Source organism: Pedobacter folensis (assembly GCF_056490665.1).
Genome location: NZ_JBWJIF010000002.1, coordinates 334,570 through 348,603, shown reverse-complemented (window position 1 = coordinate 348,603; position 14,034 = coordinate 334,570). Strand labels below are relative to the sequence as shown.

Below are 14,034 nucleotides of genomic sequence, written 5' to 3'. Positions count from 1 at the left end.
GACGCTTACTATATACTGTCAAAAACAATATAAAAAAGGGAAATGCCCAATTAGGCAGCCAATTGCATGTCAAAATGTTTCCTGATCAGTTTGTATCCATGAATCCATTTGCCCTTATTATCTTTCAGTTTGCATTCATCAGCATCAAAAAAAGACAATATGTCTGTAGCTTTTGCAACGACTGCTAATCCTGATGGCTTTACAATGCCCAAGGTGTTATAGTGTAACTGTAGCTTATCTTTTATGTAATGCTTTGAATATGATTTGTAAACCTTAAATTCTAAACCGATTAACTTGATTAGTTTTATTTTCTTTACCGGATTCTCTGCATCAATTATCAATTGTGTTACTTTCTTTGCGTTATATTTAACTGTATTCATTTGGTCGATGGTTAAAAGTTTAAAAGCCTTGAAGGCTAAAGGGTTTCGATCTTTTATAGTTTGAGTTTCATCTATTCCAATGTAATAAGGTAAAGAGTTAGCACCATTCTGTACCAGCAAAAGGTAATCGTCTTTAAGTGTATTAGCATTGCTTTTACGATTAATATCGCGTTGGCTTTCCCATTTATCATATCTTAATAAAGTTTGGATTTCGAATCCATAGCTCTTCCATCCTGATTCAATGTAACTGAGATGATTAAAAGCTTCATTGCTAGCTTGTTCGTTAACAATCTGATCGAACTTATAGGTGTTGAATTTCGGATTCTCTGTATCGTAATCATCACAGTATCTTTTAAGCATCTCATGCGGTTTGTGCGGAATCCCATTCTTTATGGAGTGCTCAAGCTGCTCTGAATTTTGTTTCAGTAACATTTCACCCCGTTCTTTATATATTTTAGCTATTTCGTGGATGCTTCTATAATTCTGCATTTCTCTAGTATTAAAAACATGATACAACTTGGGCAATTCATATAATCCATTATCGGGCGTTCTCCATCTTCCCAAGGCCTGAACGCATTTATTTAATCCAACTAGCGTATTCTCTTGACGAATATCTGTAGCAACATAAAGATTGGCTTTTGTTTCACCTTTTAAATTCCATCCCTCAAAAGCTTTCGTGGTAAAGAAGTTAATTAGACTAAATGCACCTTTGATTGTTTTTGGCTTATAAAACTTCCAGTTGACTCCTAATTTTGACTTGTTCTTTCCGTCCTTATCATCAGAGCAGTAGACATTGCAATTTTGTAGTGAACAGGCATTTATTAACCTATTAATGGATTTAACGGAGTTTATGAATATGAAGGTCTTCTCCTTTTTTGCAACGGCATTATTTATAATCGCTTTTAAAGTTCCCTCGACACTGGTGCAATTAATAAGATTTACTTTGCCAACTGTTCCCACTATCTTAACATTGTGATAAATCAGATCTTGCATCCGTGGGTCACTAAAATAGTATGGAGTTGCAGAGATAACACTCTTGTATGTGAAATCAAAAAAAAAGTCGAATGGTGCAAGTATGTTATCTCTGAATTCTTCAGTGATATAGCTGTGGCATTCATCTAACAATAAGAACCATTCAGACTTCAATTCATCGGACATAGAACCATTTGGGCGAATTATATTCTCTGATACCCTCATTAGGCGAGTAAAACTTTCTGGGGTACACATAATCTTCTTTCCTATGCTGCATTTGGCAAAGAATGCAATTAAATCGCCATCTGCAATCTCAGAATGAAACGGCTGAATAGAATCATCCTCAGCGATCATTGAATTAATTATTTCTTTGGTTGGTACAGGTATAATTGTATTTCTATTCTGATTTGTAAGTTCGAGATGGTTACCCCCATTACCGCATCTGCCCTTATTGATGAATGAGTTAATGGGTATCTCTCTAAAAATCTGTGATAAATAAGCATCGCTGCTTAGGTAATAGTCCTTTTGTGTTTTAAAATGCACTTTAAGTTTCTGTAAGTCAAGATCAATATATGAGGATCTAAGGAATGCGTAGGATCTTGTTTCTAACCTCATAACAGAAAAAAGGAAAGTTTAAAGCAAAGAAAATCGCTAGATGGCCATCTAGCGATTATATATATTGATTTGACTTGTTTCTGAATCGGTGTTACAAATTTAACCATTATTGGTAAGTACAACAAATTCCTAATATCATTTATTTATGAAGCTTGAGTAGCTATTTGTGGAGTTTTGTCATTATAATCTAACGAAAATAGAAGGTAAGTGTTTTAATTTGATGTTTAAGTTACATTTTTTATCTTTGCAGCAGTTAGAATAGAAATGTCCATCACAGTATCTTTCTAATAGTTTCCGAGGCGAATCCTTTGCAGAAGCAAAGAGTTAGACAAGAGCGGAATTGATCAGTTCGATCAATAACATAATTAGCAAACGGAGCCTAGTTTGCGGTTAAAAACAAGGTTGGTTTAGCTTCAATAGCTTGAGCACTGCTGTGTTCATTTTTGATTCTAAACGTATTATTTAACTAATCCTAATCACTCTTCTTTAAGTGACATAGGATGTTTTTAATTGAACGTTATGTTTAATATTCATAAATTAGTGGATACTCCTGTAGTATCAAAAGAGGTTGTAGTTTACAATCCATCGGTTGTAGTTGAAAATTCAACTCCCAAATTAGCGAAGCCTTCTCCCAACAATGAACTGGTCACAGAAGAGACAATGAGTGATGTTCAAAGGAACAGATTTTATTACCTTACTGTACTGTACGGTGAAGACAAGGCATTGTTGATTATTAGGAATTTAGAGTCGCACGGCGTTAACGCATGGTCCAACGTTTCTGAGAAGATCAGCGAAGCTAGTACCACTGAGGTAAGTCCGTATTTCCAAGCAATAGCCAATGATATAGTAATAGGTAAAACGTACAGTAATATGGATATCATCAAATTTATCTCAATACTCCGTAATAAGTTTAAACTTCCTCCTTATCTTAATGCAGATATGTATAAAGCCTGTTCGGATGACTTTTTAGCCAATCATATAGCTAAGGCGGTACGATCAACAGCTAAAGCAAAAAAAGGAATTAAGCCTCCGGTAATTGCTTATATTCCTTTAATCTATTTAAATAGCTTTAACTAAATAATATATGTTAACTGGTTTCTGATTTGATGGTAAGGAGATCAGTTAACATTCCTAAAGTTATGGATAATACACTATTAAATATTGTAGCCTGGGCAGAGCGCAACAATTCACCCATTAGATCGATGAGTGATGCTAATATCTTGGAAGAGGATCTTATTTCCTGTGGCTATTTTAAAGGTAAAGGTGAGTTAGAGGTGGAACGATTATCTGACGTTCAATATGAAATGTTTCTGCAATTGCGATCGTTGAGGATTAAACAAGATGAATCACAAAAAAAACACGATGAGTGCATTCAAATGCTGGCTGAAGTATTACGTCAAATTAAACCAACTCGATCTGCTTACAAAAATCGCAAAGATTATTTAGAGGCTCTTGGAACGCAGCAGATTAACACTAAAATGTATGGTAAAAGAGGAAATTAATGTATATCTTTGCGAGCTTAAATAAGATGCAAACTGGCTAGAAGAATTTTAAAGTTCACTTTACGTAGTCCCTAGTTGAGTCCCTTGTTTAAGAGTTGATAGTTCAACACGTTGATAATTAGAATATTACAAATATACCCATAAATTACTTGTTTTAATGGAACAAACCGTAGAACAAAAGCTAAAAGCTTTATACGAATTACAAAATATCCACACAAAAATTGATAAGATCCGCCAGGTACGTGGTGAATTACCAATGGAAGTAGCCGATCTTGAGGATGACGTTTTAGGATTAGAAACTAGAATTGCAAAAATCAAAGGCGAACTTGATGATCTTGAGGATTCAATCGTAACCCGTAAAAATACAATTAAAGATGCGCAAGCAGCCATCAAAAGATACGATACTCAATTAAAAGAAGTTAAAAACAACCGTGAATACGATGCTTTAACGAAAGAAATTGAGATTCAAGGTTTAGATATCCAGGTTTCTGAAAAGAAAATTAAAGAACATGGTTTCGAAATCACTTCTAAAACTGAAATCTACGAAGCAGCTAAAGCAGAGTTAGATGGCAGAAAGAAAGATTTAGACATTAAAAAAGGTGAACTTGATGTAATTACTGCTGAAACTGAAAAGGAAGAGCAGGATTTACAAAAGAAAGCAGATAAAGCGGAGCCTCAGATCGAAGAACGTTTATTGGTTGCCTACAAACGTTTACGCAAAAATGCGGTAAATGGTTTAGCAGTTGTAACAATCGATCGCGATTCTTGCTCAGGTTGTTTTAACCAGATTCCACCTCAACGTCAGTTAGATATTCGTCAGCGTAAAAAAATTATCGTTTGCGAGCACTGTGGTCGTATTTTGGTTGATGAAGCTTTAACTCACGAAGTAGCAGAAGCCTAATCAATAGCTTAAAATTTTTAAAACGTCCCGATTTAATCGGGACGTTTTTGTTTTGGCCTATTTTTGTTTACGCAAAACAAGAGTACGATTTTAGCGTTTAATGTAGATATTTGTTTAAATGTGAATTACTGTTGCTTTAGCGCAGGATCAAACTGAAATATAATCCCGAATGACTAAAATCTTCCCTGTTTTTGCGTTTTCTGCTCTTCTCCTGTTACCGACATCTTTATTTGCAAATTTCGACTTTAACAACAATTGCCTAAATGCGTATAAAAGTATATTCGAACTTAAATTGGGCAATGCGAGAGCTTATATCTCCACAGAGAAAAAACAACACCCCAATAATTCCATTATTCCGCTTTTAGAAAACTATGTAGATTATTTTACGGTTTTAACTTCTGAGAGCAAAGCTGATTTTGATCGCCTGAAAGGCAATAAATCTACACGCTTAGATCAGATAAGTGATGATGATAAAAGCTCGCCCTATTACCTATATGCGCAGGCAGAAATTAATTTACAATGGGCGCTCATCCGTGGGCGTTTTGGTGAATATTTTAATGCGGCTATGGAAGTTAAGAAAGCAAACAGTCTTTTGCAGGAGAACAATAAAAAGTTTCCGAACTTTCATCTGAACTTAAAGGGATTGGGACTGATTAATGCTGTTCTGGGCAATCTTCCGGATGGCGCTTTAAAAACAGCTTTATCTACTTTTGGAATTAAAGGAAACCTTCAGAACGGATTAAACATGTTCGAAAAGCTGGCTGATAACCTACCTAAATCTTCCTACGAACCTTTTTACGAAGAAGTGGTGTTTTATTATGCGTATGTATTAACCGATGTGGCGCATAGCCCGCAGGCCTATGCCAAAACCATAAAATATACCGAGCGAATTGCCGATACCAGTTTACTGAAAAGTTATTTGCAGAGTTATGTGTGCATTAAAAACGGGCATAGCGAAGAAGCCATTGCTATTTTAGCCAAGAGGCCTGAAGGCGGCGTCTATCAGCCTTTTCCCTACTTAGATTATCTGGAAGGCATAGCTCACCTGAATAAACTCGACCTTAATTCGGCAACCTATTTTAACCGATTTTTGCAGGCCACCAGAGGCGTTAATTTTGTGAAGGACGCTTATCTTCATTTGGGCTGGATCTCGCTTCTGAAAGGAGATAAGGCGGCTTATGCGGCATTTGCAGCCAAGGCAGTTAAAAACGGATATACTTATATGGAAAAGGACAAGCAGGCGAAAGCCGAAGCTACCGCAGGAACGCCAACCATTGACCTGCTAAAAGCCCGGCTGTTGTTTGATGGTGGTTATTCGAGCAGGGCCTTGCAGATACTTGATGATAAAAAAGCGGCTGATTATACCAACGATAAGGATAAAACGGAACTGAATTACCGTTTGGGTAGGATTTATGATGATTTAGGAAAAGATGATCAGGCGTTAGCAGCCTACCAGCAAACCATTAATGAAGGTAAAAATCTAAAATATTATTTCGCGGCAAATGCTGCGGTACAGATGGGGAAGGTTTACGAGCGAAGGAAAAATAGCGTAAAAGCGAAAGAGGCTTTCAATACAGCCATTGCCATGAAAAATCATGAATTTGAAAGCAGTATTGAAAGCCAGGCTAAAGCCGGATTAAAACGGTTAGCGAATTAGAAGCGGTGTATAAAAGCATTAATGTGCATCCCTGCTCCCACTGAAGCAAAGACAGCCACATCGCCAGCCTTAACTTTATAGCCTTTAACTTCGCCTTTTAATACCAGGTCTAATAAGGTTGGCACAGTGGCAACCGAACTGTTTCCTAACCATGAAATCGTCATTGGAACTAGGTTTTCAGGCACCGTATCTTTGCCATAAAGTTTGAACAAACGTTTCATGATAGCGGTATCCATTTTGCCGTTGGCCTGGTGAACGAATACAATATTTACATCTTCAACACTTAAGCCAGCTTTATCAATGGCTTTTTTAATTACCTGGGGTACCTGGATTACCGCAAACTCGTACAGTTTACGCCCGTTCATTTTCAGGTAAAAGTTTCCGCTGGTTTCATCCGGATGAGATCCTTTGCCCATGGTGAGTAAATTACCATGATTAACGGCGTGTGTTTCTGTTTTATGTGCTAATATTCCTCTTTTTTCTGCTGATTCTTCTGCTTCGAAAATTACCGCTCCGGCACCATCCGAAAAAATCATGCTATCACGGTCATGCGGATCGATAATACGGCTTAAGGTTTCTGCACCAATCACCATAACACGTTTTGCATCGCCGCTTTTAATATAATAATCTGCCTGTATTGCGCCCTGAACCCAACCCGGACAACCAAAAATAATATCGTAGGCAACGCAGTCTGGATTTTCAATCCCTAACTGTTGTTTCACCTTTGAGGCTAAAGATGGCAAAATGTCGATGCGGTTGCTACCCAAAGGGATATCGCCAAAATTATGGCAGAATATAATATAGTCTAAAGTTTCTTTATCAATACCTGCATTTTCAATGGCTTTTTCTGCAGCTTTTGCGCCGATATGATTGCTTAACTGCTCGGGGCAGGCGTAGCGTCTTTCTACGATTTCCGTAATTTCAGAGAATTTATCAATGATCTCTGCATTCTCTTTCTCTAATCGGTTACCATTCTCAAAAAACGTAGAATTTAAGAATTCACGACCAGAAATAATATTCTGTGGGATATAACTTCCAGTGCCGGTAATTACCGTATTTATTGCTCTGCTCATAATTATAATACCGCATACTAAAACGGTATGTAGTATAAAAATATCAATTATATTCGGTAATCGAAAATAAATTTAATTTTAACGAAACTTATTTTCAAGCGCAAACTTTAATAATCCAGCTTTTCCGGTTACGTTTAGCTTCTGTACCATATTTTTACGGTGAGTATCAACCGTGTTTAAAGCTATAAATAATTTTTGGGCAATTTGCTGTGACGAATAGTCTTCTCTTATTAATTTCAGAATTTCCATTTCCCTTGCTGTTAAATTGTGGCTTTTTTGGAAATGATCGCCATCGTTAAATGCCGACGATGCCTGTGTATCAGGTTTTATTTTCTGGAAGTATTTTTCGCCTTGCTGTATACCCCTTATAATTTTAAATAATGTTTCGGCATTGGTATCTTTTTGAATGAAAGCCATTACCCCAATGCCTTCGAGCTTTACCGCTAGCTTTTCAGTGTAATACATTGATAAGACCATTATTTTAACAGCAGGGAATAATTGTCTGATTTTTTCAGCGGCAATTTCGCCGTCTAAAACCGGCATGTTCAGGTCAAGAATTAAAATATCAGGTACCTGGTTGTTCAGAAGATGTAAAACCTCTTTTCCGTTCGATGCCATCCCGATTATTTTAAAATTGGGCTGTTCAGAGAGAATGGCCGATAATCCTTCGGCAAACAGTTTATGATCATCAGCGATCATCAACGTGGTGGGTTTCTGTTGAATCGTGTCCATTATTTTAGCGGAATATCAATAGTTGTTGTGGTACCGTTTTGATTACTGTCGACATGGATTTTGCCGTTAAGGTAATTTACCCTCGATAGAATATTTTGCATTCCTAAACCCTTTTTGTCTTTATCGGGATTAAAACCAATGCCATTATCTTCGGCCATAATGCTAATTCTTTCGTCGAAAGATAAAATCTGTATGGTTGCCTTTGAAGCAAAAGAATGCCTAATGATATTGTTTACCAGTTCGTTAACAATCCGGTATATGGTAATTTCCATTCCGCTTTCAATAGGGTGTTCAACCTGGAAAACAAATTCGAATGCAATTTTGCCAGAATGGTTCAGGGTTCTGAAATGCTCATTTAAAGTTTCAATCAGACCATATTGCTCAAAATTTTTCGGCATTAAATTGTGCGATATTTCCCTTAAATCGGCACATGCCTTTTCAATCATGCCAATGGTCTGATCATAAAATACGCGGTCATTTTCAGTAAGTTTTAAAACTTTGTGCTGAAAAGCGGTGATATTCAGTTTTATAATGGAAAGTGTGCCGCCGAGGTCATCATGAAGATCACGGGCCAGGCGTGTGCGTTCATCTTCCTGCGCATTAAAAATACCATCCGCGAGGTCTACCTGATGTTTGCTTTTTTCTTCTAAAAGGATTTCTTTTTCTTTTTTTAGAAAGTTATAACGCTGTGTTAAAGCAAATGAAAGGAAAATGATTTCGGCAGTTAAACCCACCACCAAACCATTTGGCTTTAGTAAATTAAAGTTGGTAAGCCCTAAGGTGTTAAAAACATAATTAAAAACCCCAAATAACAACATTACGGTTGCAATAAAATAATACCAGCCCAACTTATAACCTGCCCTTATCCTTTCCACTACGCAGATAATAATAATGATTACCGTAAGGAGCGCAAGAAAATTGTTGATGTAAAAAACCGTTTTCTCTAAGAGAATAAATGATTTGAACAGCATAAATACCGGAATGATGGACATGGCCCAGCAAAACTTTTTATAATAGTTGGTAAAGCGGTATAACCGGCTATTGGTGCTGTTTTGGTTAACAAACAGCTGCATCACCTGGATTAACAGGCCACAGCTTAGTGATGCCATTATTAAGCGCATATAATCCTGGAGACCTGGTAAATTTGGATAGAACCATTGAAAGGCCAGTCCCTCCTCTTCCAGGATAAAAATTAGGGTGCAAAAAATGTAAATGGCATAATACAGGTGGATATTATCTCTAACAGAAGCAAATAGCAACAGGTTAAAAATCACAGCAAAAACAAAAATGCCCGTGTAGAAACCAAACAGCGTGTGCTGCGGAATTTCAGCCTGAATAATATCAACATCGCGCCCGATTGATATTGGCATGTACATGTTCTGTCCGCGTTTATCGGCCCACAAATAAAAAGTGGCTTTTTCATGCGGTAAAAGAACCATTGGATAAATAAAACTTCTGTTGCGATAAGGGCGTTGCTTAAAAGGAAAATGATCGCCTGTTAAGCCTAAGGGATAAATTTTACCAAGCTGATCTGCTTTAAACAGCTGGAGCTGGTTAATGCTTGAGCTCTGCTCCTTAAACATGAGGTGCACCGATTGATTTAAGGTATTTTCGATATCAAAAGCAACCCAGTAATAAGATTGGGTGTAACCTTTACTAAAAACTTTTCCTGGTGTTAATGGCAAGAGTTTACCGGCCTGTTTATATTTTATAATAGAATCGATACTGAGGTTTAAATTTTTATCCTCATAGAAATAGCCATGTTTGCTAATATTGAATTTTTTAGCCGTATCGATTAAAATTGGGTTGCCCTGTTGTGCAAAGCACATGCAAAACGGATGCACGATAAATAAGAATAGCAGGAAAACTTTATTCATTTTTTTGAGAGAATTAGTGGCGTGTTTTAATCTACCAGTCAATATTTCATAAATATAGGATATAAAATAAGCACTAAATATACCGAGTATAGGGTATATAGATCACTTTGGCTGTCGATTACTTTTACATCAAATTAAACGACTTAAAAATGAAAAGTTTCTTAACTATTATCTTGCTCCTGTTTATGGTACAGGTGGCAAGCGCCCAATCGCATGTTTCGAAGAGCGAATATGCCCGTTATAACTGCCGTTTTGCGCCTAAGGGCTGGAATAACGCGGAGGGAAAACTGATGTGCCCTGCTTGTGACAAAGAAAATGAAGACGCCCGCAAAAAGAAGATTGCAGATGATAAAGCTGCCTATGAAGCAAGTAAGATCCGAAATGCAAAACTTAAGGCTGAAAGGGAGGCAGACTTTAAAAAGAAACAGGCCGAAACGGCAGAGAAAAATAAAGTGACCGAAGTACGCGTAACGATGGGAAAAATGCCTGTAACGGCAATCAAAAAGGCTGAAGTGCCCGTAAAAAAAGCACCATCTAAACCCACAAAAGATATATTGGTTTTTGCCGATTATCCAGGATCAATGTCGATGAGTGGTAAAAACTTAAACTATTTTTTGAACGAAAATGGTGATACGGTTTTAAAAAGCAAGGATTATATAAGCACTTTCGCTGCTTTTGGAGACAATAAAAATAATTTCCCTAAGAGTATAGGAATCGTGATTTTGAATGAAGAAAACACCTTAACCAATGGTAAAATGAGAAATGTTGCAGATATAGTTGACCTGAAAGGAAAACGACTTTTCAATGATAAGAGCATCAGTACCATCTTTCATTTAATGAACGATTATTTTGTGATTGGTAGGAGCAAGGATTTTGGGGAAGATTCTAGCTGGGGCTATAATTATAGAAGGATTCAGGATGTTGACATTTACAATGTAAAAACGAAAAAAACCATCACTTTGGATAAAGATCGCTCTAGAGTAGAACTTTATTTGACATTTGATCACCATAAACTGGAAGATGAGGGGTTAAAACCGGTGCTATCAAGAAGATATTCTAACTATGATGAAGACATATATTGCATAAATAGTGCAGGTGAGTTAGTGGTGAAAAGGTTTCAGAGCTCCAGATAGATTTATTGTGTAATGGGATGGGTTTTATAAAGGAAGATAATAGAGGTCTATATGCTCATCCCATTAACTAAAATCATCAATCAAGAACACAAAAAGCTCTTTAGGACCGTGCGCACCTAAAACCAATGTTTTTTCGATATCCGCAGTTCTGCTGGGGCCTGTAATGTTGGTGATCATGGATGGGATTTGATTACCATACTTGTTTTTCAATAACAGAAAAGCATCTTTAAGATCTAAAACCAACTGACTTGTTTTGGCAATCACAATATGGTGATGTGGGAAGATGCTGAGTCGCCTTCCTGCAGCGCCCTGGTTGGTTACCATTACGCTTCCATTGCGGGCAATTAAGGCTTCGCAAAGGGTAATGCCTACCTCGGCCTGTTCAAAATCTTTATCGGTTTGGTAAAAAGGAAATTCGTATTTACTTAAAAACTGCTGAAGTTCAGGTTCCCAGCAGTATATTTTCCGCCATTTAAACTTATCGGCCAGCTGCAACATGTTTTCAAAAAAATCAATCCCGTCCTCACAAAAGATAAAGTTACCGGATATAGCAGTAAGCTGCTCGGCAAATAGTACCTCCAGCTCATCTGTATTTTTTTTATACAATTGACTTTCCTCTAAATTAGGATAAGGGTTTTCGCGCTTCTCTAATAGTGCTTTCCTTATCTTTTTTAGTATTTGTTCCTTCGCTGTCGTATTATCCTTCATTATAAAAAAAAGCTACCCTAATAATTAAACTAGGGTAGCAAATGTAATAATAGAAATTATTTATTTATGCTTCTACCGGAGTAATATGTCCGGGAGTTCCGCTTTCTCCCTGGTTTTCGAATAATCTTTTACCAAAAATCACTTCTAAATCGTCTTTAAATAAAACTTCTTTTTCGATCAGGATATCTGCCAACTGGATCAATTTATCTTTATTTTCTTCTAATAAATTAATTGCTCTTTGATATTGGCCTTCAATTAATGCCGAAATTTCTTTGTCGATCGTTAAAGCGGTATCCTCTGAATAGGGTTTAGAGAAGTTATACTCATTCTGACCAGATGAATCGTAATAAGTAATGTTTCCTAATTTCTCATTTAAACCATAAATGGTAACCATTGCCCTGGCTTGTTTATTTACTTTTTCTAAATCGCTAAGTGCGCCGGTAGAAATGGTATCGAACATTACTTTTTCTGCTGCTCTGCCACCCATGGTTGCACACATTTCATCAAGCATTTGGTGAGGACGAACAATTAAGCGTTCCTCTGGCAAGTACCATGCAGCACCTAAGCTCTGTCCGCGTGGAACAATCGTAACCTTAACCAAAGGCGCGGCATGTTCTAACAACCAGCTTACTGTGGCGTGACCAGCCTCGTGAATCGCAATAGCGCGTTTTTCACTCGGTGTGATGATTTTGTTTTTCTTTTCTAAACCACCTACAATCCGATCTACAGCATCCAGGAAATCTTGTTTGTCAACTGCCGATTTGTTTTTACGGGCAGCAATTAATGCCGCTTCGTTACAAACATTTGCAATATCAGCACCTGAGAATCCTGGCGTTTGTTTAGCTAAAAACTCAGTATCAAGCTCTTCTGATTTTTTAAGTGGCGTGATGTGGACTTCGAAAATTTGTTTACGTTCGATAACATCCGGTAAATCAACATAAATCTGTCTGTCAAATCTACCCGCTCTTAATAAAGCTTTATCTAAAACATCAGCACGGTTAGTGGCGGCTAAGATAATAACATGTGTATTGGTGCCGAAACCATCCATTTCAACTAAAAGTTGATTTAAAGTGTTTTCGCGTTCATCATTTCCACCCATTACACCGTTTTTACCACGCGCACGGCCAATCGCATCAATCTCATCAATAAAAATGATACAAGGTGATTTATCTTTTGCTTGTTTAAATAAGTCGCGCACACGTGATGCACCTACCCCTACAAACATCTCTACGAAATCAGATCCTGATAAAGAGAAGAAAGGAACCTGAGCCTCGCCTGCAACCGCTTTAGCCAATAGGGTTTTACCGGTACCTGGCGAACCAACCAATAAAGCACCTTTCGGAATTTTTCCACCCAGGTCAGTATATTTTTTAGGGTTTTTAAGGAAATCTACAATTTCCATTACCTCCGTTTTTGCTTCTTCTAAACCTGCAACATCGTTAAACGTAATGTTTACCTGGCTTTCTTTGTCGAATAAAGTAGCTTTTGATTTTCCGATACTGAAAATCTGACCGCCACCTCCGGCGCCACCGCCCATTCTGCGCATCATAAAAATCCAGAAACCTATTAAAAGCAACACCGGTAAAATAATGCTTAAAAACCAGCTGGCTAATGGATTGCTGCGACTGGTTTTTTCTGCCAATACCCTCGGTTGGTTAGCTGGAAGATCTTTTTGCGAATCGGCAAGTTGTTTATCAAGGCCATCCATGGTGCCGGCATTGAAAAATACAACCGGACTTGCAGTATTATTTACACTAAAAGTGCTGGTGCTTTTATAGGCATCGTACGCCGGTTTTTTTAAGCTGTCTTTTTTAATATAAACCTCTACCCGTACTAAATCATCAGATTTATAAGCGACAACTTTTTGAACGTCACCCTTAAGTAACATCTGTTGTTCAAACTTTTGGTAAGTAACCTCTTTACCACCATCAGTAGTAAATAAAAACTGCGCCGCTATAATTGCGATGATAATGGCCGCATAAACCCAGAAAATATTAAATTTTGATCCTTTTTGTGGTTTTTTGGGGATGTTTGGAATCCTCTTCCCCTGTTTTTCGTTGGTATTTTGATTGTCGTTCATTTGTCTTTGTCAAAATGGTTCTATAGGTTATGCGCTTTGATAATTTGTGCTTTCAGCATCCCCCCAAAGTTCTTCTATGCCATAAAAGTGGCGCTTTTCGGTTTTAAAAATGTGCACAACCACATCGAAATAATCAAGAATAATCCAATCTGCTGATTCGAAACCTTCCTTATGTCTGGGATCGGCCTGAGTGGCTTTATATATTTCTTTTTCTACACTATCGGCAATAGCTTTTACCTGCGTACCGGAGTTGGCGCTCGCAATAATAAAGTAATCAGCTACTGAAGTATGAATATTTCTAAGATCTAACCGCACAATATCTTCTCCTTTTTTCTCCTGTATGCCGTGAACGGCTAACTCAGAAAGGTATGTAGAAAGGGCTACTATTTTCTTTTTTACCATTA

At 37.3% G+C, this 14,034-nt stretch carries 12 protein-coding genes; 5 read left to right on the top strand and 7 right to left on the bottom strand.

Annotation, left to right across the window (positions count from 1 at the left end):
• Positions 1 to 50 precede the first annotated feature (50 nt).
• The gene (locus AC04QZ_RS10090) at positions 51 to 1,895 is read right to left on the bottom strand and encodes a hypothetical protein (RefSeq protein ID WP_478357663.1); all 1,845 of its coding nucleotides are present in this window, start codon (positions 1,893 to 1,895) and stop codon (positions 51 to 53) included.
• Positions 1,896 to 2,486: 591 nt separating this feature from the next.
• Between AC04QZ_RS10090 and AC04QZ_RS10085 the strand changes: the two genes are divergently transcribed.
• The 4 genes from AC04QZ_RS10085 (at position 2,487) to AC04QZ_RS10070 (ending at position 6,027) form a co-directional block, all read left to right on the top strand.
• Entirely contained in the window at positions 2,487 to 3,044 is a 558-nt protein-coding gene (locus AC04QZ_RS10085) for a hypothetical protein (protein ID WP_478357662.1), read from the top strand.
• A 62-nt stretch (positions 3,045 to 3,106) separates the two neighbouring features.
• Complete coding sequence (locus tag AC04QZ_RS10080; protein WP_478357661.1) at positions 3,107 to 3,469, top strand: hypothetical protein; 363 nt, start codon at positions 3,107 to 3,109, stop codon at positions 3,467 to 3,469.
• Positions 3,470 to 3,626: 157 nt separating this feature from the next.
• A complete protein-coding gene (locus tag AC04QZ_RS10075) occupies positions 3,627 to 4,370 on the top strand; it encodes a zinc ribbon domain-containing protein (protein WP_086548451.1) in 744 nt (247 codons plus the stop codon).
• Between the two features lie 169 nt (positions 4,371 to 4,539).
• The gene (locus AC04QZ_RS10070) at positions 4,540 to 6,027 is read left to right on the top strand and encodes a YfgM family protein (protein ID WP_478357660.1); all 1,488 of its coding nucleotides are present in this window, start codon (positions 4,540 to 4,542) and stop codon (positions 6,025 to 6,027) included.
• On the opposite strand, the gene AC04QZ_RS10065 is transcribed toward AC04QZ_RS10070, so the two are convergent.
• The 3 genes from AC04QZ_RS10065 to AC04QZ_RS10055 all read right to left on the bottom strand — a co-directional run bounded on the left by AC04QZ_RS10065 (position 6,024) and on the right by AC04QZ_RS10055 (position 9,709).
• Positions 6,024 to 7,100, bottom strand: a complete 1,077-nt coding sequence (locus AC04QZ_RS10065) for a 3-oxoacyl-ACP synthase III family protein (protein WP_086548449.1) — start codon at positions 7,098 to 7,100, stop codon at positions 6,024 to 6,026. The two genes, AC04QZ_RS10070 and AC04QZ_RS10065, sit on opposite strands and share 4 nt — an antisense overlap.
• 78 nt (positions 7,101 to 7,178) lie before the next feature.
• Positions 7,179 to 7,832 carry a response regulator gene (locus tag AC04QZ_RS10060; RefSeq protein ID WP_478357658.1) on the bottom strand — a complete coding sequence of 218 codons (654 nt, stop codon included), beginning with the start codon at positions 7,830 to 7,832 and terminating at the stop codon, positions 7,179 to 7,181.
• A complete protein-coding gene (locus tag AC04QZ_RS10055; protein WP_478357657.1) occupies positions 7,832 to 9,709 on the bottom strand; it encodes a sensor histidine kinase in 1,878 nt (625 codons plus the stop codon). Before AC04QZ_RS10055 ends, AC04QZ_RS10060 begins: the two co-directional genes overlap by 1 nt.
• 149 nt (positions 9,710 to 9,858) lie before the next feature.
• On the opposite strand from AC04QZ_RS10055, the gene AC04QZ_RS10050 reads away from it, so the two are divergent.
• Positions 9,859 to 10,842 (top strand): cell envelope integrity TolA family protein, encoded by a 984-nt coding sequence (locus AC04QZ_RS10050; RefSeq protein ID WP_478357656.1) that lies wholly within the window; start codon positions 9,859 to 9,861, stop codon positions 10,840 to 10,842.
• 63 nt (positions 10,843 to 10,905) lie between these two features.
• Here AC04QZ_RS10050 and AC04QZ_RS10045 read toward each other — a convergent pair whose 3' ends face one another.
• The 3 genes from AC04QZ_RS10045 to rsfS form a co-directional block, all read right to left on the bottom strand.
• On the bottom strand, positions 10,906 to 11,550 hold the full coding sequence (locus AC04QZ_RS10045) for a LutC/YkgG family protein (protein WP_478357655.1): 645 nt from the start codon (positions 11,548 to 11,550) through the stop codon (positions 10,906 to 10,908).
• A gap of 64 nt (positions 11,551 to 11,614) precedes the next feature.
• Positions 11,615 to 13,630: an ATP-dependent zinc metalloprotease FtsH gene (ftsH, locus tag AC04QZ_RS10040; RefSeq protein WP_086548444.1), complete on the bottom strand. Its 2,016-nt coding sequence runs from the start codon at positions 13,628 to 13,630 to the stop codon at positions 11,615 to 11,617.
• A gap of 27 nt (positions 13,631 to 13,657) precedes the next feature.
• Positions 13,658 to 14,032 carry a ribosome silencing factor gene (gene rsfS / locus AC04QZ_RS10035; RefSeq protein WP_057930976.1) on the bottom strand — a complete coding sequence of 125 codons (375 nt, stop codon included), beginning with the start codon at positions 14,030 to 14,032 and terminating at the stop codon, positions 13,658 to 13,660.
• Positions 14,033 to 14,034: the final 2 nt, after the last annotated feature.

What these genes read in the sequence shown, in the direction of transcription:
- AC04QZ_RS10085 (WP_478357662.1), top strand. Translation starts at nt 2,487, where the DNA reads ATGTTTAATATTCATAAATTAGTGGATACTCCTGTAGTATCAAAAGAG.
- AC04QZ_RS10080 (WP_478357661.1), top strand. Translation starts at nt 3,107, where the DNA reads ATGGATAATACACTATTAAATATTGTAGCCTGGGCAGAGCGCAACAAT.
- AC04QZ_RS10075 (WP_086548451.1), top strand. Translation starts at nt 3,627, where the DNA reads ATGGAACAAACCGTAGAACAAAAGCTAAAAGCTTTATACGAATTACAA.
- AC04QZ_RS10070 (WP_478357660.1), top strand. Translation starts at nt 4,540, where the DNA reads ATGACTAAAATCTTCCCTGTTTTTGCGTTTTCTGCTCTTCTCCTGTTA.
- AC04QZ_RS10065 (WP_086548449.1), bottom strand. Translation starts at nt 7,100, where the DNA reads ATGAGCAGAGCAATAAATACGGTAATTACCGGCACTGGAAGTTATATC.
- AC04QZ_RS10060 (WP_478357658.1), bottom strand. Translation starts at nt 7,832, where the DNA reads ATGGACACGATTCAACAGAAACCCACCACGTTGATGATCGCTGATGAT.
- AC04QZ_RS10055 (WP_478357657.1), bottom strand. Translation starts at nt 9,709, where the DNA reads ATGAATAAAGTTTTCCTGCTATTCTTATTTATCGTGCATCCGTTTTGC.
- AC04QZ_RS10050 (WP_478357656.1), top strand. Translation starts at nt 9,859, where the DNA reads ATGAAAAGTTTCTTAACTATTATCTTGCTCCTGTTTATGGTACAGGTG.
- AC04QZ_RS10045 (WP_478357655.1), bottom strand. Translation starts at nt 11,550, where the DNA reads ATGAAGGATAATACGACAGCGAAGGAACAAATACTAAAAAAGATAAGG.
- ftsH (WP_086548444.1), bottom strand. Translation starts at nt 13,630, where the DNA reads ATGAACGACAATCAAAATACCAACGAAAAACAGGGGAAGAGGATTCCA.
- rsfS (WP_057930976.1), bottom strand. Translation starts at nt 14,032, where the DNA reads ATGGTAAAAAAGAAAATAGTAGCCCTTTCTACATACCTTTCTGAGTTA.